Below are 21,428 nucleotides of genomic sequence, written 5' to 3'. Positions count from 1 at the left end.
CCGGTCCTCCGTGCTCAGCGTCCGAGGACGAGGTCGAAGGGCGTCTGGCTGCCGAGGTTGATGGTCGCGGCGACCGAGACCTGGGAGCCCAGCTCTGTGGGCGGCCCGCTGGTGGTGGACCAGGCGTAGCCGGTTCGGGTGTCCTTGTCCGGGATGAGATCGACGACCACCAGCCGGGGTGCGCTCTGTCCCGTGTACCGCTTGGCTGCGAGTTCACCGCCGACCAGCCCGGTGATCGCTTCCTGGGTGAGCGGGTACGGGCTCACCGAGCTGACCTTGCCGCGCAGCAGCCCGAAGGCCGCGGGCGGGGCGGTGGAGACGGCGAGATCCACGCGGGTGCCGGGGGCGAGCATGGCGGCCCGGTCGGAGGGGACGAAGACCATGGCGACCATGCGGTCGCCCGGGCCGTCGGTGCGCTCCACGGTGAACAGGGAGGTGCCGGTGGTGACGACCTGGCCGTCGCTGACGGCGAGACCGACGACTCGGCCGGCGAAGGGGCTGGTGATCTTGCGGGTGCGGCCGTCCGCGTCCCTGATCTCGGCCACCGGCTGACCGCTGGTGACGGCGTCGGCCGGGTGGGCGAACAGACGGTGGACGGTGCCGTTGTAGGGGCTCTGGACCCGGGCGGTCCCGCCGGGACGGGTGAGCAGTCCGGGGGCGTTGACCGTGACGCGGAGCTGTCCGGCGAAGGCCCAGATCAGCGCGGCGGCCATGGTGATCAGGACGACGAAGAGAGCGATCCAGCCGCGGGGGGCGGCGAGCAGTGTGGGCGAGTCGAGTTCGTCGGGCTCGCGCATCCGCTGAAGCGCCTTGAAGCGGAACATCATGGTCTGTGTCCCTCCTCGTGGCCGCGCGGCACACCCGCGGAATGACGGAGCGTCACTGGGCGGCTGCCGAGCACCAGTTCACCGACCGAGCCCTCGATGAGCGGGTCGATGCCGCTGGCCGCGGCGAAGTCTCCGGCGTCCCCGCCGCCGAGCCCGCACACGCCGAGTCCCATGGCGGTGCCGACGAGATAGAGCGTCTGGTAGAGCACGCCGACGTGCTTGAGGATCAGGGGGTACGCGACGGTCTCGTACTTCCACATCACCCGGCCGAAGCGGGCGGTGACCAGCAGCAGCACCTGCGGATCGGTCGCCATGAGACTGCCGTCCCGGGCCGCGGACACCAACGCCTGGGTTCTGGGGCCCGGTTCGGCGACGAGTTCGAGCTCGTGCCGGTCGGTCGCGTAGTGCCAGAGCCCCGCGTCGAGGCCGGCGCAGTGTGTGACAAGCGGGTAGACCTCCAGCTCGTGCACGGCGCCACCGGACGGACAGGGCCGGTCGGCGAGCTCCTGGCCGTCACTGCCGGTGAAGGTGGAGCGCATACGCAGCGTGCGGTAGAGGAGTTCGCCGAGCTGGTCGACGGTGATGGGCGCGTCGTGGTCGTGTTCGCGTACGGACGTCCGGCCCTCCAGCACCTCGGTGAGGGAGGGGTCGCGGCGGGCGATGTCCCCCAGGTCGGGGGTGGCCGGCGCGACCCTCCGTACGGGGAAGGAGGGCCGCGCCGCCGGTTCGGGAGCGAACCGGTCCCGGTTGCGGTACGTGCCTCCGTATCCGGCGACCGTTTTCGGCCCCCGGGTACGGGCGTGGATCCAGCGGTCCTCGGACTGCCAGGTGGCGAGGCGCGGGTCGGCCGTCTCCTCGTCGTGGTCCGGCCCGCCGGGGGCGAGCAGCCCCGCGGCGGCGAACAGGCCCAGGACCTCGGCCGGTGCCGGGAAGTCCAGGCCGTCCGGTGCGGTCCAGGAGGTGAGGGCGCCGAGCAACGCCACTGCCTGTGGAGCGAGTTCGACGGCCAGATGGCTGCCGGGCGCCCGTACGGAGAGGACTCCCCCGTCGGCCGGGGCGGCGACCGCGAAGCGCGACAGCTTGACCGCGCCGGCCAGGGCGGGAGACGCGGGCAGCGGTCCCTGCCCGATGACGCGCAGCCGGGCGTGCGGCTCGCCCGCGACCCGTATCGCGCGCTCCACCAGACCACCGCCCTCGAGTCTGCGCAGGAACATCTGCCAGCGCAGCAGACCGAGTTCGCCGTCGAGGGCGGTGACCGCCGCGGCCAGCTCGCCGGTCGTGCGGTCGCCCGTGCCGAGGGCGGCGACGGCGGCACGGATGCCGTCGGACGGCAGGGCCGCCTCGGTGATCCGTGCGCCGGGCCGCAGCCTCAGCACGGTCTCGGTGATGGTCCGCGTGGGTGCGGTCGTCATCGGTTCCCCCCGGTCCGAAAGTGATGAGTCAGCTGGGCGAGATGGACCGCACGGTCTAGAAGAAGACGTTCCAGGGGTTCATCTCGTCCTCGGTGCGCGGCTCTTCGAGCAGGCCCATCCGCACCGGTACGTCGTAGAGCCGTCCCGCGCCGAGCCGCCGCCAGAAGTGCCGCATTCCGGGTGCGATGACCTTGACGACGTTCAGGTCCAGATCGGGCCGGGTCTGGTCGAGGACGATGACCTCGATGCCGGCCGCCTCGGCCCGCCGTACGCAGTCCTGGATGTGCCCGGCGAGGTCGTCACCCGCCAGTGGCTCGAAGTCGCCGAGTGTGCTGGGCTTCGCCGCGGGATCGGGCAGCAGCCAGGGCTCCTGCTGGAGCTTGGCCTCCTTGCACCAGGTCAGCGTCTCGGGGTCGTCGGAGCGGTAGAGCGTGTTGCCTTCCGCGTCGCGGCGGTCGACGTACGGCAGGAACTGGTTGACCTCGGTGAGGGCACGGATCGCGGCGATCTTCGGATCCGGGTGGGCGCCGAAGCCGACCATGATGTCCTGGACCTCGTGGCGCCGGTTCGACACCGCGGCGAAGACCGGGATCCCCAGGTCGGACGTGATGTCGATGACCCACAGATCGCGGTCCATGGAGTCGTAGAAGGCGCGCATGGTGTCCACGTACGGGTCGCCGAGCGAGTCGAGGTCGAAGGCGGGCAGGCGCAGCCGGTTGTACCACCAGAGCGCGACGGCGTCCCGCTCCACGACCTCGCAGTAGCCCTGCAGGATCGCTTCCTCGAGGGTGTTTCCGCTGGCACTGCCGTTGGAGTCGCCGACGCAGTAGAAGTGACCGTCGAGGTCCGGGTGCCCGTACCAGACATAGCCGGAGGGAATCTGCCGTTCCCGGTCGTGCGTGAGCGACCAGGCCGAGGACCAGTCGAGCTGAAGGCCGGTGTCGAAGGGATCGGGGACGAGCTGGAGACGGTGCGCGGGATGAGCGTTCCATTCCGCACGTCCTTCGGACTGGCCGGGCGAGAAGTGCAGGAGCTCGTCCGGGTGGACCGCGGTTTCCGGGTCGAGATCCCGGTACGCGGCCCGCGTCACCGGCTCGTTTCCGCGCCAGACCCCGGAATAGCGCTCAATGGCCTCGCAGACCGCGCTCACCTTCGCCTGCATTTCGGAACGGCCCTTGCCACCGCTCTGGCCGCGCATATTGCGGCGCAGCAGATCCATGTTGTCGTTGACCATCGCGAAGTTGTGCCCGGCGGTGAAGCTGTACGTGATGCCGTTGCCGCCCTCGCTCTCCTCGTGCGCACCGAGCTTGGTGATCGCGCCGAGGTAGGGGCTGATGTGCTTCTTCAGCCGGTCGAAGGTGAGCTGAGGCGCCTGTACGCGGTAGCCGCCGTCGGTGGTGTGCCGCGCCGGGCTCGCCGAGAGGACGACCTTGGGGCTGCGCTCGGTGACCAGCGCCGGGTCGCCGCACGAGGCGCACTGCGGCTGGCGGATCAGCTCGTGCTCCTCGGTGGTCAGCGTGCCGAGGTCGAGGGTGACCATGCGGCCTTCGAGGGACGGACACGAACCGGTGGCGAGCTGAGCCAGGGTGCGTCCGGTCTCGGCGGCGAGCAGGCCGGCGAGCGCGCCCGCCCCGGCGGGGATCACGGCGTGGGAGGGGTGCAGCGGGGCCTGGTCGCCGCGCTTGCCCGCGAGATAGCGCTCGACCTGGCGGTTCCCGCCGAGGCGCTGGGCCAGACAGGACCAGCAGCCGGTGTGGCCCGGCTGCAGGAACGGGCCGATCCACGGGGTCACCCCGCCGGGCTTGGCGAGGAGCCAGGGGCGCTCGGCGGCGAGATGGGCCGCGTTGATCCGCTCCAGTGCGGGGTCGAGGTAATCGTCGACGAGGACGACCGTGAGACCTTCGCCCGGCGCGTAGCCCTCGCCGGTCTCCTCCAGCGGGGAGGTCCGTACCGTCAGACCCGTCTCGCGCAGCGCGGCCAGGACCGGCTCGCAGGGGACGCTCCGCCCGGTGAGCACGCTCACCCCGTCCGCGGCGGCGGTGAGCACGGCCGCGGGGTCGATGCCCTGCGCGTCCCAGTAGGCGAGTTGGGGCTCGGGCAGGTCCGGGCGGCCCTCGGCGAGATGTCCGGCGGCTTCGTAGCGGCGCAGCGCGGTGAGCGTCTCGGCGATGGAGAGCGTGCCGCTCAGCAACTGGATGATGTCCGGGACCGTGCGGGTGCCGTCGAGGTACGGGAGCAGCAGCGCGGCGGCGCGGCCCTGGACCAGATAGTCCTTGCCCTCGGCGAGGAGGAAGACCTTCGAGCCGTCGACCACTTCACGCAGGTAGTGCGCCTTGACTCGAGGACGCTCCATCTTCGTTCCCCCATATCACGTATCCCTGCGGGGATTTCCAGCAATTCCCCGGTAAGTGGGAGCAATCCAAGCACGGGCCGAAAACTGCTGTACATACCGAATTCCCGGGCGGGAAGCGGCGTTACGTATCTGCGGCGGGATTACGTATGCGGGGCCCGGATACGTAATCCGGCGCGTATCCAGGACCGGCGCTTCCGCCGCGGGTTCGGCGCGTACAAACGCGGAGTAAGGTGCGAAGGTCAGGTCTGGGGGGTGTTTTTGGGATCAGGCATGGACACCCCTACGGGGGCATACAGGGGGGCCATGATGCCGGAGGGGCAGTTGCGGCAGCGCTTGCTGCAGCGTGACACCGAACTCGGCCTACTGCGCAAGTCCTTGTCCGGGCTCGGCGACGGCCGGCCCGCGGTCGTGGTGATCCAGGGGCCGCGCGGCATCGGCAAGACGGCGCTGCTCCAGGCGGCGACCGAACTCCTGCCGTCCGAGACCGTGGTGTTGCGGGCCCGCTGCCATCCGACGGAGCGGGAGTTTCCGTACGGGGTGGTGCGCCAGCTCTTCGACCGGTCGGGGCCCGCCGCTCCCCCGGCGGACGCCGCACCGCACGACGTACTGGACGGCCTGTTCAGCACGGCGCGTTCACTGGCCGCGACCCGGCCGGTGGCAGTCGTCGTGGACGATCTCGCGGACGCGGACGAGCTGTCGCTGCGGTGGTTCGCCTACCTCGCCCGGCGGCTGGACGGTCTGTCCGTCGCCCTGCTCGCCACGCTCGCGCCCGATGCGCACGACGGCCTGCTGGCGGAGCTCGGCGCACTCTCGTACACCACGCTGCTGCGGCCCGGACCGCTGTGCGACAGCTGTACGACCGAGACGGCCGCGCTCGCCCTCGGCGGGCCTCTCGACCCCGAACTCGCGGCCGCCTGCCACATCCTGTCGCAGGGAAATCCCCTGGTGCTCCGCGAACTGACGGACCGTCTGCGCGAGGAGTCGGTGTCGCCCGGCGCACCGGACCTGGAGACCGTCCTGCGGATCGGGGCCTCGACACTGTCCGACACCACCCTGGAGTGGCTGCACCACCGCCACCCGACCGCCGTCGAACTGCTCACCTCGCTGGCGCTGCTCGGACCGGACGCCGATCTGCCCACCGCCGCGGTCCTGACCGGTCAGGGCGAGTACGCCGCGGTCGAGGCGCGGGAGGCGCTGCGCGGGACCGGGCTGCTCGAGCCGGGCCCCCCGGACCGCTTCCGGCACGATCTGATCCGTACGGCCATCCTCTCCCGGCTGCCCGCGGGCGAACGGCTGGACCTGCATGCGCGGGCCGCCGCCCTGCTGGCCCGGCTGGGGGCACCCGCCCCGCAGACCGCCGAGCATCTGATGGCGCTGGGCACGACGGGTGAGCCCTGGACGATGCCCGTGCTGCGGTCGGCGGCACGGGACGCGGCGGCCGGGCAGGACTGGGAGGGCGCGGCCCGCTTCCTGCGCCGGGCGCTGGCTGAGTCCGCCGCCGCGGACGGCGACGAGAGCGGTTCCCCGGAGCTGACGGCCGAGCTCGGCGCGGTCGAACTGCACCGCGATCTGGCGGCCTGCGCGCGATACGCGGCGGCCGTGGCCGGCGGTCCCGGCGGGCTTGCGGAGCGGGCCCGCGCACTGCTGCCGCTCGCCCATCCGGCGCTCGGCGCCGAAGGGGCCGCGGCGGTAAGGCCGTTCGCGGAGCTGGCGACGGGCCTGGCGGCGGGCGGGCAGCGTGAACTGCTGCTGCCCTTCGCAGCGCAGGCCGCGCTCGCCGGACACCGCGCGGGACTTCACCAGGCCGTACGGGCCCTGGGCGGCTCCCCCGACCCGTCATCGCGCGCGCTGCTCGGAGCACTCGCCGCCATGAAGGCCGCGGGTGGCCGGGGCACGCGGCAGGCCAGGCGGCTCGCGGACCGCTGCGTGGCGGGCCTCTCCCCCGCCGACACCGGAGCAGCGGTGCTGAGCGCGGCGCTGGCCTTCGCCTGGACGGGAGCGGTGGACGAGGCCGCGGAGTGGTCGGACCGCGCCGTGACCGCCGCCCGGGGACGGGCTCACCCGGCGGAACTGGCCCTGGCCCTGCTGGTGCGGGCGGATGCCGCGTACCGCCACGGGCGTTGGGCGGCGAGCCTCGGCGACGCCCGGGAGGCCGGCTCGCTCGCGGAGGCGGTTCGGGCACCGGGTCTGGCGGCCGCGGCCGCGGGATGCGCGGCCCGCGCCCTCGTACGGCGTAGCCAGCACGATTCCGCGGCAGCGCTGCTTGCGACCGCCGAACTCCGGCCGGACACCCATCCGTTGGTACGCGGTGTGGTGCTGGAGGCGCGGGGCATGGTGGCGCTGGCACGGGGTGAGCACGCTGCCGCACTGGACATGTTCCTGGAGTGCGGGCACCGGCTTGCCGCACGCGGTATCGCCAACCCGGCCTGCATACCCTGGCGTTCACATGCGGCGCGCTGCTACGAGGCGCTCGGAGAGCCCGAGGCCGCCCGCACCATCGCCGGACGGCAGGAAATGCCCGGGTCGCCGGGTCCGCAGACGCCCGGAACGGAGACCGCCGCCCCTCAGCAGTCCGGGGCAGCGGAGCCGCTACGTCTCTCGGTGGCCGAACAGCGCGTGACGGACCTGGTGTTGCGCGGCTTCAGCAATCTGGAGACCGCCGAGCAGCTGTGCCTCAGCAAGCGGACGGTGGACACCCACCTGGGCCGCATCTATCGCAAACTCGGCATCCGGGGCCGCCCTCAGCTCGCCGCGGCGGTGGCGGCACTGGAGAGCGGCCCGGTGACCGGCCGGACGCCCGGCCCGTAGGCCCCGTGGATCAGCGGCCCGGCTCCACGAGCCCGAAGACCGCCCCCCACGGATCGCGCAGCACCGTCCCCCCACCGGGGCGGGTCACGAGGGACGCGCCTGCTGCGAGTGCCGCCCGTACCGTGGTGGTCGGGTCCGCGGCGCCGAACAGCGGCATCCAGTGCGGCGACACGCTCGGGTCGGCGACCAGTTCGGCATACGGAACGCCGCCCAGGGTGAGGGTCGTGCGGCCGTGTGCGACGCGATCGGCCGTGTACCCGTACAGCGCGCCGTAGAACTGCTCCGCCTGAGCGTCGCGGTGCACGCTCAGCAGCGTCCCGCACACGGCACCCGGCTCGTCGGCGAGCACGACGCCCTCCGCACGACGCCCCTCCCAGAAGCCGACCGGCGCCCCGGCAGGATCCACGGCGAGGAACAGCCGGCCGTTGTCCGCGACGGACACCGGTCCCATCACTACCCGGCCGCCCTCGGCGAGCACCCGAGCCCGGGTCACCTCGGCGTCCTTGGTGGCGAGATAGACGTTCCAGGCCGACCCCGCAGGACCGCCCGGGCTGCGGCCGATCCCGCCGATGATCTCGCCGCGCAGCGAGACGATGCGGTATCCGGGCCCCTCGTCCTCGTACTCCCAGCCAAAAAGACCGGCGTAGAAGTCCTGGGCACCCTTCAGATCGGTAGTGACACAGTCAGTCCAGCAGGGCGTGCCGGGTCCGTATCCGGTACGGCGGGGCATGCGCGCTCCTTCTCCGTCGTATCAATGGTGTCCCCCTCGGGTGCCCATTGCTGGTCGATGAGACAGGCGGCCTCCTCCACGCCGCCCGCCGGGGTGAGTTCGAGCCGGTAGGTGTCCCAGTCCGGCTCGTCCGGGGTCCCCGCACCGTCGACGTCCTCCGTGCCGTCCACCACCGGCCAGGTCTGCGCCCTGCGGTTCCAGGTCACCAGCCGCACGGCCTCCCCGGTGCCACGGCACAGCCGCACAACCCGGGGTGGCGCCAGCCGCGCCCCGACCGGCACGGCGCCGCCTGCCGCCTCCGGGCGTACGAGCAGCACCTCGCCGCTCAGCGTGGAGCGCCGCGCCCTGGCGGTGCCCCGCGGCAGACCGCGGGCAGCCACCGACTCCCGTATCTCACCGCGCAGTTCGAGCGGTGCCAGATAGGGGAGTGTCTGCCCGGTGGTCCGGTCCACGACCAGCAGACGCCCGGAAACGAAGCGCCAGCCGAGCTGGGCGAGGGCGAATCCGGTCCCTGCCTGCTGCCCTCCGGGGCCGCCGACGAGGGCGACGGTCGCACCGCCCTTGGCGAGTACGACGGCCGGGAGCAGCCGGTACCGGCCACGCAGGGCCGCGAAGGGAGGGACGGGCGGCGGCACATTTCCCCAGTCGCGGAAGGTGCGCCGCAGCAGAGTGGTGCCGTCGCTTCGCCGTACGAGATATTCGTCCGGCGTCGTGAATTCGACCCGCAGCCTGCCGGGAGACTGAGAATCCGCCACCACGTGCGGGCCGAACAGGAAACGCAGATCGGCCAATTGACCGGTCGGTGCGGCGACTGCGAATTGCTCTGAGAAGAATTCGAGGAAGAGGTGCGATGCGTCCGCCATGGCGGTTCCCCGTTCCATTCACGACACCGTGCCCACGGTCCAGCCGTCGAGCCGGCGCACGGCCTCGAGTGCCCGGTGGCAGAGTTCCTCGCCGGTGGCCGCCCCGCCCCGGGAACCGGCCACGGTCTGGAAGAGGACCAGATCGACACGGTCCGGGGCGGGGCGGACGGAGATGTGCTCGAGGCCGTCGTCCGGGGTCGCCACCGCGCGGAGGAGACTGGCCAGAAGGAGCAGGTCGAGCTCCTGTCCGGCGGAATGCTCGGGGGCGATCAGGGTCACCACGCTCATCTGCACGGAATCCCGCTCAGTCCCAGTTGAGGTTGTTGCCGATCTCGGCGATCCGGTCGGCGATGCACCGTGCGACATCGGCCGGAATTGTGTCCCAGTTGAGGTTGTCGGAGTGGGCGACGACGGTGCCGCCCGCCGGGTTTTCCGCGGCGTGCGCGGAGCCGGAGAAGAGCATCGCGCCGAGCACGACCGCGCCGCCGGTACACCCGAGAATTCTGTTGATCGAAGACATTTTTCCCCCGTACGACTTCTTGGATTTCGTCGACGCCACGGTCTCGACCGGTGTCCATTCGGGCCCCAGCCGGTTCCGTCGCGTTTCTGCGATGCCGAGAATCCTGCGGCGCGTGGCACGCCCAGCGGAAGGGGTTATCACTGGCATCAAGAACCTCGTGGCACTTGGGTGCCAGGCCGGTGTTTCCTCCGGCCGGAACCGGACTTTCGTATTCCAGGATCACCGAGTTCACGATCGTTTACGGAAACTTGGTTTCTCAGGGCCCCCGCGCGTTGAACAATGGCTCAGCACCGCGGCCGAGAAACGACCTTGAGCACCCAAAGCGAGCCCGGCCCGGGCCGAAGCTGATCAACGGGGGATCTGTCAGGCATGCTCGAACTACTGGGGCTGGACGCCGAAGCGGAAGCCGTCTACCGCTTGATGCTCGTCAACCACCACTGGGGCGTCGCGGAACTCGCCCGCCGGCTGTCGTTCCGCGAGCCCACCGTCCGGGCCGCCCTGGAGCGGCTCGCGGACCTCCGACTGCTCCACCGCTCACGGGCCGACGCCGACCTGCGCCCCGTCGACCCGAAGGTCGGACTGCGCGACCTGCTGAGCAAGCAGGAGAGCGAACTCCAGCGGAAGAAACGTGACTTCGACCGCTGCGAGGCGGCGCTGACCAGCCTGCTCGGCGAGTACAGCGACCTCTACACCGGCAGCGTGCAGCGCTATGCCGAGCAGCTCATCGGCATCGACGCCGTCCAGGAACGCATCCAGGAACTGGCCGCGAGCGCCACCACCGAATGCCTGACCTTCAACCCCGGTGGCGCCCAGTCGGAAGCCAGCCTGAACGCCAGCAAGCCCCTGGACCGGGATGTCATCGCCCGTGGCGTACGGATGAGGACCGTATATCTCGACAGCGTGCGCAACGACGCGGTGACCAACGACTACGCGGTCTGGCTGACCGAACTCGGCGGCGAGGTCGGCACCGTGCCCTCCCTCCCGCTGCGCATGCTCCTCATCGACCGCGAGATCGCGCTCGTCCCCGTGGACCCCGAGAACACCCGCAAGGGGGCGGTCCAGCTCACCGGTCCCGGCCCGGTCGCCGGACTGGTCGCGCTCTTCGACCGGGTCTGGGCAGCGGCTGTACCGCTCGGCACCGGCCCGGAGCGCGACGAGCGCGGGCTGACCCGCCAGGAACAGGAACTGCTGCGCCTGCTGAGCAGCGGCCTGACCGACGCGGCGGCGGGAAAGCAACTCGGCCTCTCACTGCGCACGGTGCGCCGGATGATGGCCGACCTGATGGAACGACTCGAGGCGCGCAGCCGTTTCGAAGCGGGTCTCCGCGCCGGCCAGCGCGGCTGGCTCTGACGGTGCTCACCCCGCCCGGGGAGGCCGCTGCGACGCCCACATCAGCCCCGCGGCGATGAACACCAGCACCACGCCCGCGCCGACACCGACGGACCGGGCATCCGGCCCTGCGAGCACGCCGAACGTCACCTGGAGACCGAGGTACGCGGCCATGATCAGCTGCCCGTAACCCCACAGGCGCGGCCGCTGGATGTGCCTGCGCTGCCACGTCGGCAGCCAGCCCGTCCGGATCGCGGCAATCCCACTGGCGGCAATGAGGGCCCCTACGACGACAGAGGGCACCAGAATGTAGCCGCTCATTTCCCCACCTCGAGAGCCCGGCCCGGGACAACAATCGTCCATCACAAGGTGCTTGGAGACAACTCCGATTCCTCTCGCCTTGACGACTTCCATATGCAGGTCACCGGGCCGCCCGGCCGCGATCCCCGCCGCGGAGGCGGAAGCGGCACCACGGACCTACGGTGGTCTGGGAAGCGCCATCAGGCCGGACCGGGCGTTCCGGAGGAGGCTGCGATGAAGGAGCAATTCGTCTGGGTGACGACGCGCCGCATCAAGCCCGGCACGTTGGAGGAGTTCGAGAGGGCATGGCGCCCGGACCCGTACCCGGAGGCCCTGTCCTACGCCTACGCGTACTGGTCCGAGGACGGTCAGGAGATCACCGGGGTGTCGTTCTGGGACACCAAGGAGGCGTGCGACTCCTGGCGGGCCTCCGAGGCGGAGACGCGGCGACACGAAGCCATGGCCCCGTACGTCGTCGAGGAGCGCGAAGGCTTCTACCGCGGCCGCGCACTCGGCGCCCCCGTGTCGTAGATGCCCGCTGCCACCAGGCATGGGCACGGTCTTCACCGCGACGGGGGGCGTGGCGCGGAGGAGAATTCGAGTAGAGGGCAAGAAACGGGATATAAGCCCCAGCGACCAAAGGGCAGAGACCGATGTCGAAATACCTGATCAAAGCCAAGTTGACGGTGGATGGACTGAAGGGCTTGCTCAAGGAAGGCGGTACCGCGCGCCGCGAGGTCGTCGAACGCATGGTCCAGAGCGTGGGGGGTCAGCTCGAATCGATGAACTGGGCATTCGGCGAGGAGGACGTGTACGTCGTGGTGGACCTGCCGAGCAACGTCTCCGCCGCGGCCGTGGGCCTGGTTACGTCGGCAGCCGGTGGCGTTCGCACGAGCGTCGTGGTGCTGCTGACGCCGGAGGAGATCGACGAAGCGGTCCGCCAGAAGGTGGAGTACCGCGGACCCGGCGCCTGACACACACCCCTCGCGCACGCGAGGCTTCGCGGTGGCGCACCGCCGTGGCCCTGGCCGTGGCGCGTCGCGATCGCCGGTCAGGAGCCGATGGCGCCATGTGTGCGCCACAATGACTTGCCATGGCGCCATACCCGCGCCTCATTCCTGACCGGACATGTCGTCGGCAGCGTGATCCAGACGATGGCCGGCATCACCCTCGTCATCGGCGTTGCGCCGGCGGTGGGCTTCCGGCCCGACCCCACCCCCGTCGAATGGATCGCCGCCATCGGCATCCTCGGCCTGCTCACCCTCGCGCTCACCTGGCTGGCGGCCCCTCGCCGGTCGTACGCTCCCCGGTCTCAGAGCACCCGCCACCGCACCAGCGCGGCCAGTACCGCCACCCCCGGCAGCAGTGGCATCCATACGGTGAGCAAGCGGAAGCCGAGAACCGTGGCGGTGGCGACCACGAGCGGCGCCCCCACGGTGACGAGGGCGACGGCCAGGGCGGGCTCGACCGAGCCGATGCCGCCCGGCGCCGGGATGAAGCCGGCCGCGATGCTCGCCGCCAGGTAGGCGATCACGATGTGCGGCCACGAGACCGGCAGCTCCAGAGCGAGCGCGACACAGACCAACACCCCGGCCTGCAGTAGCGGGAAGGCCAGTGCGCCACCCCACAGGGCCAGCGCCCGGGAGGGCCGCTTGTGGAGGGCGCGTGCGTCGGTCAGCGCGGTGCGCAGGAATCCGGCGATGAAGCGGCGCAGCCTCGGTACGGAGAGCAGCACGATGACCGCCGCTCCGATCACCGCGACCGCGACGAGGAGGGCCGTCGGGACCGTACTCCCCGGCGGAATGAGCTCGTTCAGCCGAAGTGCGTCGGGAAAGGCCACCACCAGGGCGAGCAGCAACCCGATCCTGGCGACGGCCTCGACCAGGCTGTAGAGGGCGAGCGCGGCCGTCGACCGGTCCAGCGGAATGCCGCAGCCCCGCAGGAAACGCAGGGTGACCACATGAGCCCCGAGTCCGGCCGGGAGCAGGTGGTTGGCGGCGCCCGCGGCGAACTGCGAGGCGAGCAGACGGCCTGTGGGGAGCCGTTCCATCACGGTTCCCTGGCGTACGCAGGACGCCGCCACCCAGCACAGTCCGGTGACGACGGCGCCCATGAGCAGCCAGCTGACGTCGGCGCCGCCGAGGCGGCCGACGCCGGAGGCGACGAGGGGCCAGTTGCCGACCGCCCAGACGGCGACCAGGACGAACGGAACGAAGCAGACGATCCGGCGGACGGGCAGTTGCCGCAGACGGTTCAGCGGTTGCCGTTGCGATTGCGATTGCCGTTGCAGGGGGAGGGTCTCGGGCATGGCCACGTTCTCGGCCGTCCTTCTTTCATCGGGCCTGCCTCGTGCGGCGATCGCGGTACGAGGTACGAGGCGGGGGGGCTGCCCGGGAACCTGCCCCTCGCTCCCGACATCCCGGTGTCGGGCACCCGACATCCAGCGGATACGTCGGTGGCCTCTGGGGGCGGCGACTGCTCAGGCGTTCACTACAGCGCGGAACAGACCATCAGCGCGAATGACGCGATCGTGAACAGCGTGCGAATCAGATGGAGACGGTTCCAGCGGGGCTCGAAGGCCGCGCGGACCTCGCTGTCGGGTCCGGCCGAGGGGTCCTTCTCCGACGTGGCGAGGGCATTGTTCAGCGGGATGTTGCCGACGGCGGTGACGAGGTGATTGAGGACCGCGCACACCAGGCCCGCGATGATCAGCCACCGCTGGGTGTCCGTGCGGCCGTCGACGGGGACGGCGAGGGCCGCGGCCGGGAAGGCGATGATCCCGAAGAAGATCAGCAGGAAGAGCGGCCGCGGCACGACCTCGTTGATACGGCGCATGGCGGGGAGGAACTGGTCGTCGGACAGCTGGGCGAGAGCGGGCATGACCCCGGTCTGAAAGGTCAGCATGAAGCCCGCGTACAGACCGGTGAAGATGATGGCGAGGGCGAGCAGAAGGGTGGCCATGCCCGACATCATGGCCCGCCGTGCCCGGCCGACGCAGCATCCTTGCGCGCTGCACGACCGCGCCGCGGACCAGTCGGCGCGGGGATGGACCGCAATGCCATCGCGTCCGAAGGGGCTGCAGCCGAACGGGCCTGCACGGCCGCACCGGTGGTGAGATGCGGCCACGCCGTGCCTTATGGGGCGAACGGGCCCGCGCGCCACCGAGCTTCAGCCGAACCCACCTGTGCGGCCGCACCGGGCGGTGAGATGCGCCCACGCCGTGCCCATCGGGCGAACGGGCCCGCGCCACCGAGCTCCAGCCGAACCCGGGCCGTGCCCCCTGGGGGCGAACGGGCCCGCGCGCCACCGAGCTTCAGCCGAACCCGCCTGTGCGGCCCCGCCCCTGGGCCGGGTTGCGCGGGCCGCGAGACCAGAGAGCCCCGCGCCGCCGGCCGGAGCCGCGCCTGCCGCGCGGCCGCCCGGCACACCGCACCCCATCCCCGTCTCAGTCCCGCAGCCTCTGCGCCTGCCCAATTGCCTCAGCCAGTTGCCGTACCGCTCCGTCCTCCGTCGACTTCGCCAGTGACCCGGCCCGCTCGGCGAGTTCACCCAGACCCGGCGCTCCCGGCATCGAGCCGCCCCGCAGCGACTCGGCGAAGTACGCCGCGATCGCCGTGACCTGGAGCCTCTTGGACGCTCCGTCCCACAGCGCACCGTCGATCGTGTCCGTCTCGACCGAGCCCGTCTGCTCGTGCGGCGCGCGCGTGCGGGGGTCGAGCCAGCGGACCGTCGCCGTCGCGACGTGCCCGCTCGCGCCCTCCCGCAGCCGTACCGCATACAGCGCCGTCACCGTGTGGCCCGGGCCGACCTCGCCGCCGTCCACGCGGTCGTTGCGGAAGTCCTCGTCCGCGACCGCACGGTTCTCGTAGCCGATGAGCCGGAACTGCTTGACGGTCCCCGGGTCGAAGGCCACCTGCGCCTTGGCGTCCCGTGCGCGCAGTTCGACATGGGTGGGCAGCTGGTCGACGAAGACCTTCCTCGCCTGTTCGCTGGTGGAGACATACGTGGTGTGACCGTCGCCCTTGTCGGCGAGCCGCTCCATCAGCTGGTCGCCGTACTCACTGCCGACGCCTACGCCGAAGAGTGTGATCCCGTACTCCCGCCGTGCGTCGTCGATCCGGTCGAGGATCTTGTCGGCCTTGGTCTCGCCGGTGTTGGCGAGGGCGTCGGAGAGGAGTACGACGCGATTGGTGGCTCCGCGGCGACGGCCTTTGACCGCCTCGTCGTAGCCGGTCCGCACGCCCGCCTCGACATTGGTGGAGTCGGTCGGCTCCAGGCTGTCGATCACCGAGTGGATCCGCTCGCGGTTGCCGTCGAGCCGGGTCATCGCCAGCCGGGTCTCGGCCTCGTCGCTGAAGGTGACCACGGCGATCGAGTCGTCGTCGCGCAGCTGATCGGTGAGGGTCCCCAGCGACTCCTGGACGAGGTCGAGCCGGCCCGGCTCGGCCATCGAGCCGGAGATGTCGATGACGAACGTGAGGGCGGCGGGCGGCCGTTCGCCCGCGCGGTCGGAGGGGCGGGTGGAAAGCCCGACCCTCACCAGCGACCACTCCTCGCCTCCCGCCTCACTCTTCACCTCGCCTTCGCTGCTACGGGTCCGCGCGCCGTCGACCGTCACCGAGAAGCCGTCGCCCTTCGGCCGCGGATAGTCCTGCCGGAAGCTGTTGATGAACTCCTCGGGCCTGATGTCGGCGGCCCGGGGCCGCTGCCCGTCGGCCAGCGTGCGGCGGGCGTACCCGTACGAGGCGGTGTCCACGTCGAGCGCGAAGGTCGACAGATAGTCGGGCGCGGGCTTGGAGTCCTGGAGCGTGTCCCCCTTCCGCTTCCCTTCAGACCCGCCGTCAACCCCCTCCGCCGCACCTCCTCCGCCGGTCCGGTGCGATCGGCGCGGGAGCGGGCTTCGAGCCGTCGTCGGCCCGCTTCTCGCCGCCGTGAGAGGTCCGGTCGGCCTGGCCGCCCGCCCCGCAGCCCGCGGTCAGCAGCATGCCGCCGGCCAGTACCGCGGCCGCCATTCCCCTGTACGTCCGTGTGCTGAGCTTCATCTGGGCTCCCCTGGATCGTCACTTGTGAATGTGACGTCCGAGACGGCTCCAGGGAGCAGTCGAAGGAGTTGCGGATGAATCTCAATGCGGCAACGGCGGGCGGGAGTTGCCCGGCCGGGTGGGCAACTCCCTCAGTGGCTCCGGTGCCCGCACTGACCTCTCCTGCCTCCAGCGTGACCGGCCCACCGCTCGGAACTGAAGGGGCTGGCAATGACTCGCCATTCTCTGAACAGGCGCTTGTCACCATGCGCGCTCGTGTGCGTACATGGAGTGGCATACGGATCCGAAGGGGACGGACCGTGTCTGCATGCATGGCGGGGGATGATCTGCGATGGCAGTGGGGGTGGTTCCGGGCTCCGTGCTCGGTCGAGACGATTCACGGTCTGTTCTGCGCAATGTGCCTGGGCAGCCGGTTCACGGAGTGGCGCAGGTGAGAGCGGCCCTGACCGGGCTGGTCCGCTCCGCGCGCCGTGAGCTCCTCAGCTTCGACGACCCGGCCGGTGCGCTGGGTCAGGGCATTCCGGAGCCGTTTCTCGAATTTGCCGGTGCCTGTGTGCGCACGGCCGCCGAACGGACCGCGACGGTCCGGCGCATCGCGCCCCGGCAGGGGCTGACCCATGTCCGGGAGCCGTGGCGCTGCCCCGGCGCGGCCCGGGTGACGGACTCCATCCCGTTCAAGATGGTCGTGGCGGACCGCACGGTCGCGGCCGTGCCCCTCGATCTGGAACTGCATTACAACGGCGTGCTGTTGATCCGGGATCCCGTCGTCGTCCAGACGCTGGTCCACACACACCGCACCTGGTGGGACACGGGTGACGATCTGACCCGACATATGGTGGCCGGTGCCGTGCCGGCCCATCTGAAGCCCGTGCTCCACGCCATGCTGGCCGGGCTCACGGACGAGGCGGCCGCGCCCCGGCTCGGCATGTCGGGGCGTACGTACAGCCGCCGCGTCGGTGAACTGCTCACCGCCCTCGGCACGACGAGCCGCTTCCGGGCGGGAGCGGAAGCGGCTCGTCGGGGCTGGTTGTAGATCTAAGGCGTTGTGGAGCAAAGGCCCTGGAGCAAGATCCGAACGACAGGCCCTAGGACACGATGTCCTTGCGGGAGAAGTTCCGGAAGGCGAGCGCGAACAGCACCAGGGCATACGTCACCGAGACGGCCGCGCCCTTCACCATGCCGCTCCATTCCAGCTGTGGCTGGAGCGCGTCGATCCATGCGAACTGCCAGTGCGCGGGCAGCACATCACGCCATGACCCGAGCGCCGTGACCGCGTCCAGCACATTGCCGATGATCGTCAGTCCGACCGCGCCGCCGACCGCGCCCAGCGGGGCGTCGGTCTTGGTGGACAGCCAGAACGCAAGCCCGGCCGTGACCAGTTGGGAGACAAAGATGAACGCCACGACCAGCGCCAGACGCGGCACCGCGTCCCCGGCGCCCAGGGAGCCGCCCGTGGGCAGCTCCAGCGGCCCCCAGCCGTAAGCCAGGGTGCCCGTCGCCAGAGCGACCAGCGGCAGCAGCACCATCGCCGCCGCGCTGAAGCCGAGCGCCACCGCCAGCTTGGACCACAGCAGCCGGGTGCGCGGTACGGGCGCGGCGAGCAGATAGCGCAGGGACGACCAGCTGGCCTCCGATGCCACGGTGTCGCCGCAGAACAGGGCCACCGGCACGACCAGCAGGAAGCCCGCCGAGACGAACAGGCAGGTGGCGGCGAAGTTCGCGCCGGACGCGGTGGCCGTGTCCATCAGGGTCACGCGGCCGCTGTCCCCGCCGTTCGGCGTGCCGCCGATCGCGAAGGCGGCGATCAGAATGAGCGGCAGTGCGGCCATCACCCCGGCCATCACCATCGTCCGCCTGCGCTTCAACTGCCGTACCGCCTCGACACGCAGCGGCAGGGTGTGCCGTGCCCGGTAGCCCGGGGCCGACTCGACCAGCGTGCTCATGCGGGTCCTCCGATCAGGGTGAGGAAGGCATCCTCCAGGCGGCGGTGCGGACCGACGCCCGTCAACGGCACATCCAGACGGACGAGTTCGGCGATCATGCCGGTGGCGGTGGACCCGTCGAGGCGTACGAGCAGTCCTTCGTCCGTACGGGTCGCCGAACCGATCCCCGGCAGCGCGGCGATCTTCTCGACCAGCGGCTCCGGCACTTCGTCGGCGGTGGTGACGAGCAGGGTGTCGCTCTCGCCGGTGATCTCCGCGACCGGTCCTGCCTGCACCAGGCGGCCGCGGTCCATGACCACGAGATGGGTGCAGGACTGTTCAACCTCGGAGAGGAGGTGGCTGGAGACGATCACCGTGCGGCCTGCGGCCGCGTACCGGATCATCACGTCCCGCATTTCGCGGATCTGGGGCGGGTCGAGTCCGTTCGTCGGCTCGTCGAGGATCAGCAGATCCGGCATACCGAGCATGGCCTGGGCGATGGCGAGACGCTGCCGCATGCCCTGCGAGTAGGTGCGTACGGCGCGGGCGAGGGCGTCGCCGAGACCCGCGATCTCCAGGGCCTCCTCGATATGCGCGTCGCTCGCGGGACGGCCGGTGGCCTGCCAGTACAGCTCCAGGTTGTCGCGGCCCGACAGATGCGGCAGGAAACCCGCGCCCTCGACGAACGCGCCGACCCGGGACAGGACGGGCGCGCCCGGCCGAATGGCGTGGCCGAAGACGCGGATCTCGCCCTCGTCGGGCCGGATGAGGCCCATGAGCATGCGCAGGGTGGTGGTCTTGCCCGCGCCGTTGGGGCCGAGAAGACCGAGGACCTGGCCCTTCTCGACCCGGAAGGACAGTTCCCGTACGGCATACCGGTCGGCGGACCTGGCGTACCGCTTGGTCAACCCGGTGATCTCCAGCGGCACTTCGGCCAGCTCGGGGTCGGGTGCCGGGGCGAGCGCACGGCGGCGGGCGGTGATCAGCAGGGCCGCTGCCAGAAGTGCGCCCGCGGCCGGGAGCGCCCAGGTCCACCAGGGCAGTCCCGCGGCCTGGGTCTTCACGGCCGGTGCGGTGGGCACCGCCAGGGTGCCGCCGTCGGCGAGTGCGACGGTGTACGTGGCAGGAGCGGCCGGGGAGGCATAGCCGAGATCGGTCGCGGACAGCACCAGCCGCAGCCGGTGCCCGGCGTCGACCTGGTGGTCCACGGCGGGGAGGGTCAGTGCGACGTCCTTGCCCTGCTTGGCGTCCTCGACGCGGACGGGGGCGACGAGCTGGGAGGGCAGGACCTGTTGGCGGCCGTCGGGCCCGACGTCGTACACCTTGCCGAACAGCACCGCTTCACCGCTGGAGGAGGTGACTGTGGCGCGGACGGTCGGCGAGCCCGTGATCCGCAGGGACTGCTGGAGGGGCTGGGAGTCGAAGCGTGCGAACTGGCCGGGGAAGTCGAGGGAGAGACCGAGACCGAGGGAGGAGAGCTGGGTGAGTCCGCCGCCGAGGCCGGGGACGGCGGAGATGGCGGGCGGGGTGGCGCCGGCCGGGTTGGCGAAGCTCTGCTCACGGCCGGTGAGGGCGATCGGGTGTGCGCCGCCGGCGAGGCCCGGGTAGCGGTCGCCGGTCGCGCCGCGCAGCAGGGCCTCGCCGTCGGTGGAGTCGATGCCTCCGGTCCGGCTGACGCGGAAGGCGGGTCCGGTGTCGGCGCCCTTGTCCTGCTTGAGGTAGCGGTCGAACCAGTTGCTGATACGGGACTCGATGCGGCCGGTCTCGCGGTCGCCGCCGTCGTGGCCGCCGGCGATCCAGTCGACGGAGACGGGCGCTCCGTTGGCGCTGATCTGCTTGGCCATGGCGTCGGCGTGCGCGAGCGGGAAGAGGGAGTCGGACTGGCCCTGCACGATCAGTGTGGGCACCTTGATGCGGTTGCCGACGGCGGAGGGGCTGCGGCGTTGGAGGAGTTGCTCGGCGGCGGCATCGGGCTTTCCGGCGACGGCGACGCGTTCGTACATCGTGCACAGCGCGGGCTGGAAGCGGCCGCAGCCGCCGGCGGCGGCCGGGCCTCGGGGCGTGCCTGCCCCGGCCGTGCCCTGCTTCCCGGCGCCGCCCGGCGGGGTGTCCCCGGCGGGCACATCGGCGGGCTGGTCCCCTGAGGTGCCCTGCGCCCCGGCCGAGCCGGTGGAGAAGAAGATCCCGGCCCAGAGCTTCTTGAACACGCCGTTCGGGAAGAGCGCGTCGGAGAGGTTCCAGTAGGTGATGGCGGGTGCGATGGCGTCGACGCGCTTGTCGTATCCGGCGGCGAGCAATGAGATGGCTCCGCCGTAGGAGGCACCGGCGACGCCGACGCGCGGGTCGCCGTTCGCGTCCAGCTGCACCTCGGGCCGCTTGGCCAGCCAGTCGATCAGCCGCGAGACGTCGTTGACCTCGAAGTCGGGGTCGTTGAGCCCGATCTGCCCGGTGGATGAACCGAAGCCGCGGGCGGACCAGGTCAGCACGGCGTATCCGTCGCGGGCCAGCTTCTCGGCCTGGGCGCGCACGTCGTCCTTGCTGCCGCCGAAGCCGTGCCCGAGGAGCACGGCGGGGCGGCGCTCCGTGCCGCCCGTCGTGAAGTAGGAGGTGTCGATCTTCGCCCCGGGCATCTCCTGCACCCGGTCCTCACGCTGCACGACCGGTGCGCTGTCGTCGGCGACCGCGGTCCAGGTGCCCGCGCCGGCGAGGACGGCGAAGGCGGCGACGCCTGCGAGCCATCGGCCGCGCGGCCGGGGAAGTCGGATCTGCATGCTTGAAACCCTAAGTGGATCCCCTGTGCCATCTCGGCTGCCGCCAGGCGGAACTCAGGAGCCTCCTCGAGTAGTACGCAGTACGGTCGCCGTACACCAGACGCGGTATGCACCGCCGTGTGAAGGGATCCGTATGGACATCCGGCGCGCGACCACCGTGGCCGAGCTCATCGCGGCCGAGCATCTTTATGACGGCCCGGCGCGGGCGGAGTGGGCGGAGCGATTTCTGGCGGCCCCCGGGCATCTGATGCTGATCGCCTATGCCGACGGCGCCCCGGCTGGGATGGTCTCGGGCATCGAGATGCTCCACCCCGACAAGGGCACAGAGATGTGTCTGTATGAGCTGTCGGTGGACGAGCCGTATCGCAGGCGCGGCATCGGAGGTGCCCTCGTCGAGGCGCTGCGCGAGGTGGCGCGCGAGCGCGGCTGCTACGACCTGTGGGTCGGCGTGGACACGGACAACGATCCGGCGCTGGCGACATACCGCTCGACGGGCGCGCGGGACGACGGGGTGTTCGCGATGCTCACCTGGGAGTTCACCGCGGGCTAGC

Annotated in this window: 18 protein-coding genes and 2 pseudogenes; 7 read left to right on the top strand and 13 right to left on the bottom strand. The window is 71.3% G+C overall.

Going from position 1 to position 21,428, the window contains the following annotated elements; genetic code table 11:
* Positions 1-14: 14 nt before the first annotated feature.
* From ABZS64_RS14635 to ABZS64_RS14625, 3 genes are read right to left on the bottom strand one after another with little or no spacing between them, the layout of a single operon-like run.
* A complete protein-coding gene (locus tag ABZS64_RS14635; RefSeq protein WP_355828246.1) occupies positions 15-827 on the bottom strand; it encodes an HlyD family efflux transporter periplasmic adaptor subunit in 813 nt (270 codons plus the stop codon).
* Positions 824-2,239 carry a SagB family peptide dehydrogenase gene (locus tag ABZS64_RS14630; RefSeq protein ID WP_355828243.1) on the bottom strand — a complete coding sequence of 472 codons (1,416 nt, stop codon included), beginning with the start codon at positions 2,237-2,239 and terminating at the stop codon, positions 824-826. The genes ABZS64_RS14635 and ABZS64_RS14630 overlap by 4 nt, the downstream gene beginning before the upstream one ends.
* Positions 2,240-2,294: 55 nt before the next feature.
* Positions 2,295-4,592: a TOMM precursor leader peptide-binding protein gene (locus ABZS64_RS14625; RefSeq protein WP_355828240.1), complete on the bottom strand. Its 2,298-nt coding sequence runs from the start codon at positions 4,590-4,592 to the stop codon at positions 2,295-2,297.
* A gap of 321 nt (positions 4,593-4,913) precedes the next feature.
* Between ABZS64_RS14625 and ABZS64_RS14620 the strand changes: the two genes are divergently transcribed.
* Positions 4,914-7,400: an AAA family ATPase gene (locus tag ABZS64_RS14620; RefSeq protein ID WP_355828237.1), complete on the top strand. Its 2,487-nt coding sequence runs from the start codon at positions 4,914-4,916 to the stop codon at positions 7,398-7,400.
* A gap of 10 nt (positions 7,401-7,410) precedes the next feature.
* On the opposite strand, the gene ABZS64_RS14615 is transcribed toward ABZS64_RS14620, so the two are convergent.
* Genes ABZS64_RS14615 through ABZS64_RS14600 form a run of 4 tightly spaced genes read right to left on the bottom strand, consistent with a single transcriptional unit; the run spans position 7,411 to position 9,513 of the window.
* The gene (locus ABZS64_RS14615) at positions 7,411-8,130 is read right to left on the bottom strand and encodes a VOC family protein (protein WP_355828234.1); all 720 of its coding nucleotides are present in this window, start codon (positions 8,128-8,130) and stop codon (positions 7,411-7,413) included.
* Entirely contained in the window at positions 8,064-9,011 is a 948-nt protein-coding gene (locus tag ABZS64_RS14610; RefSeq protein ID WP_355828231.1) for a hypothetical protein, read from the bottom strand. Before ABZS64_RS14610 ends, ABZS64_RS14615 begins: the two co-directional genes overlap by 67 nt.
* Positions 9,012-9,281 (bottom strand): hypothetical protein, encoded by a 270-nt coding sequence (locus ABZS64_RS14605; protein ID WP_355828228.1) that lies wholly within the window; start codon positions 9,279-9,281, stop codon positions 9,012-9,014. It abuts the gene before it with no gap.
* Between the two features lie 16 nt (positions 9,282-9,297).
* Positions 9,298-9,513: a hypothetical protein gene (locus ABZS64_RS14600; RefSeq protein WP_355828225.1), complete on the bottom strand. Its 216-nt coding sequence runs from the start codon at positions 9,511-9,513 to the stop codon at positions 9,298-9,300.
* A 369-nt stretch (positions 9,514-9,882) separates the two neighbouring features.
* On the opposite strand from ABZS64_RS14600, the gene ABZS64_RS14595 reads away from it, so the two are divergent.
* Positions 9,883-10,863, top strand: coding sequence for a helix-turn-helix transcriptional regulator (locus ABZS64_RS14595; protein ID WP_355828222.1), 981 nt, complete (start codon positions 9,883-9,885; stop codon positions 10,861-10,863).
* A 6-nt stretch (positions 10,864-10,869) separates the two neighbouring features.
* On the opposite strand, the gene ABZS64_RS14590 is transcribed toward ABZS64_RS14595, so the two are convergent.
* Positions 10,870-11,163, bottom strand: a complete 294-nt coding sequence (locus ABZS64_RS14590; protein ID WP_355828220.1) for a hypothetical protein — start codon at positions 11,161-11,163, stop codon at positions 10,870-10,872.
* Positions 11,164-11,376: 213 nt separating this feature from the next.
* Between ABZS64_RS14590 and ABZS64_RS14585 the strand changes: the two genes are divergently transcribed.
* The 3 genes and pseudogenes from ABZS64_RS14585 to ABZS64_RS14575 all read left to right on the top strand — a co-directional run.
* Complete coding sequence (locus ABZS64_RS14585) at positions 11,377-11,673, top strand: hypothetical protein (RefSeq protein ID WP_355828217.1); 297 nt, start codon at positions 11,377-11,379, stop codon at positions 11,671-11,673.
* 122 nt (positions 11,674-11,795) lie between these two features.
* Positions 11,796-12,116, top strand: a complete 321-nt coding sequence (locus tag ABZS64_RS14580; protein ID WP_355828214.1) for a GYD domain-containing protein — start codon at positions 11,796-11,798, stop codon at positions 12,114-12,116.
* A 129-nt stretch (positions 12,117-12,245) separates the two neighbouring features.
* Positions 12,246-12,428 (top strand): annotated as a pseudogene (locus ABZS64_RS14575) (ABC transporter permease); the annotation flags it as partial.
* 26 nt (positions 12,429-12,454) lie between these two features.
* On the opposite strand, the gene ABZS64_RS14570 reads toward ABZS64_RS14575, so the two are convergent.
* From ABZS64_RS14570 to ABZS64_RS14560, 3 genes and pseudogenes are all read right to left on the bottom strand, one after another.
* The gene (locus ABZS64_RS14570) at positions 12,455-13,450 is read right to left on the bottom strand and encodes a lysylphosphatidylglycerol synthase transmembrane domain-containing protein (protein ID WP_355828211.1); all 996 of its coding nucleotides are present in this window, start codon (positions 13,448-13,450) and stop codon (positions 12,455-12,457) included.
* Positions 13,451-13,632: 182 nt separating this feature from the next.
* Complete coding sequence (locus tag ABZS64_RS14565) at positions 13,633-14,103, bottom strand: DUF1772 domain-containing protein (protein WP_355828208.1); 471 nt, start codon at positions 14,101-14,103, stop codon at positions 13,633-13,635.
* 484 nt (positions 14,104-14,587) lie between these two features.
* Positions 14,588-16,154: pseudogene (locus ABZS64_RS14560) on the bottom strand (von Willebrand factor type A domain-containing protein).
* A gap of 460 nt (positions 16,155-16,614) precedes the next feature.
* Between ABZS64_RS14560 and ABZS64_RS14555 the strand changes: the two are divergent.
* Positions 16,615-17,217: a DNA-binding response regulator gene (locus ABZS64_RS14555; RefSeq protein ID WP_355828205.1), complete on the top strand. Its 603-nt coding sequence runs from the start codon at positions 16,615-16,617 to the stop codon at positions 17,215-17,217.
* Positions 17,218-17,269: 52 nt separating this feature from the next.
* Here ABZS64_RS14555 and ABZS64_RS14550 read toward each other — a convergent pair whose 3' ends face one another.
* Together ABZS64_RS14550 and ABZS64_RS14545 are read right to left on the bottom strand one after the other, a co-directional pair.
* Positions 17,270-18,127: an ABC transporter permease gene (locus ABZS64_RS14550; RefSeq protein WP_355828202.1), complete on the bottom strand. Its 858-nt coding sequence runs from the start codon at positions 18,125-18,127 to the stop codon at positions 17,270-17,272.
* The gene (locus ABZS64_RS14545; protein ID WP_355828199.1) at positions 18,124-20,877 is read right to left on the bottom strand and encodes an alpha/beta fold hydrolase; all 2,754 of its coding nucleotides are present in this window, start codon (positions 20,875-20,877) and stop codon (positions 18,124-18,126) included. The genes ABZS64_RS14550 and ABZS64_RS14545 overlap by 4 nt, the downstream gene beginning before the upstream one ends.
* A 133-nt stretch (positions 20,878-21,010) precedes the next feature.
* Here ABZS64_RS14545 and ABZS64_RS14540 point away from each other — a divergent pair, with 133 nt between their 5' ends.
* A complete protein-coding gene (locus ABZS64_RS14540; RefSeq protein ID WP_355828196.1) occupies positions 21,011-21,427 on the top strand; it encodes a GNAT family N-acetyltransferase in 417 nt (138 codons plus the stop codon).
* The last annotated feature ends 1 nt before the right edge of the window (position 21,428 follow it).

This window comes from Streptomyces sp. NPDC005408, assembly GCF_040606445.1.
Lineage (GTDB): Bacteria > Actinomycetota > Actinomycetes > Streptomycetales > Streptomycetaceae > Streptomyces.
Note: the sequence above shows the minus strand (reverse complement) of the source record. Positions and strands in the feature narration are given on the sequence as shown.

What these genes read in the sequence shown, in the direction of transcription:
- ABZS64_RS14585 (WP_355828217.1), top strand. Translation starts at nt 11,377, where the DNA reads ATGAAGGAGCAATTCGTCTGGGTGACGACGCGCCGCATCAAGCCCGGC.
- ABZS64_RS14540 (WP_355828196.1), top strand. Translation starts at nt 21,011, where the DNA reads ATGGACATCCGGCGCGCGACCACCGTGGCCGAGCTCATCGCGGCCGAG.
- ABZS64_RS14610 (WP_355828231.1), bottom strand. Translation starts at nt 9,011, where the DNA reads ATGGAACGGGGAACCGCCATGGCGGACGCATCGCACCTCTTCCTCGAA.
- ABZS64_RS14565 (WP_355828208.1), bottom strand. Translation starts at nt 14,103, where the DNA reads ATGGCCACCCTTCTGCTCGCCCTCGCCATCATCTTCACCGGTCTGTAC.
- ABZS64_RS14590 (WP_355828220.1), bottom strand. Translation starts at nt 11,163, where the DNA reads ATGAGCGGCTACATTCTGGTGCCCTCTGTCGTCGTAGGGGCCCTCATT.
- ABZS64_RS14615 (WP_355828234.1), bottom strand. Translation starts at nt 8,130, where the DNA reads ATGCCCCGCCGTACCGGATACGGACCCGGCACGCCCTGCTGGACTGAC.
- ABZS64_RS14570 (WP_355828211.1), bottom strand. Translation starts at nt 13,450, where the DNA reads ATGCCCGAGACCCTCCCCCTGCAACGGCAATCGCAATCGCAACGGCAA.
- ABZS64_RS14595 (WP_355828222.1), top strand. Translation starts at nt 9,883, where the DNA reads ATGCTCGAACTACTGGGGCTGGACGCCGAAGCGGAAGCCGTCTACCGC.
- ABZS64_RS14550 (WP_355828202.1), bottom strand. Translation starts at nt 18,127, where the DNA reads ATGAGCACGCTGGTCGAGTCGGCCCCGGGCTACCGGGCACGGCACACC.
- ABZS64_RS14630 (WP_355828243.1), bottom strand. Translation starts at nt 2,239, where the DNA reads ATGACGACCGCACCCACGCGGACCATCACCGAGACCGTGCTGAGGCTG.
- ABZS64_RS14545 (WP_355828199.1), bottom strand. Translation starts at nt 20,877, where the DNA reads ATGCAGATCCGACTTCCCCGGCCGCGCGGCCGATGGCTCGCAGGCGTC.
- ABZS64_RS14605 (WP_355828228.1), bottom strand. Translation starts at nt 9,281, where the DNA reads ATGAGCGTGGTGACCCTGATCGCCCCCGAGCATTCCGCCGGACAGGAG.
- ABZS64_RS14600 (WP_355828225.1), bottom strand. Translation starts at nt 9,513, where the DNA reads ATGTCTTCGATCAACAGAATTCTCGGGTGTACCGGCGGCGCGGTCGTG.
- ABZS64_RS14580 (WP_355828214.1), top strand. Translation starts at nt 11,796, where the DNA reads ATGTCGAAATACCTGATCAAAGCCAAGTTGACGGTGGATGGACTGAAG.
- ABZS64_RS14635 (WP_355828246.1), bottom strand. Translation starts at nt 827, where the DNA reads ATGATGTTCCGCTTCAAGGCGCTTCAGCGGATGCGCGAGCCCGACGAA.
- ABZS64_RS14625 (WP_355828240.1), bottom strand. Translation starts at nt 4,592, where the DNA reads ATGGAGCGTCCTCGAGTCAAGGCGCACTACCTGCGTGAAGTGGTCGAC.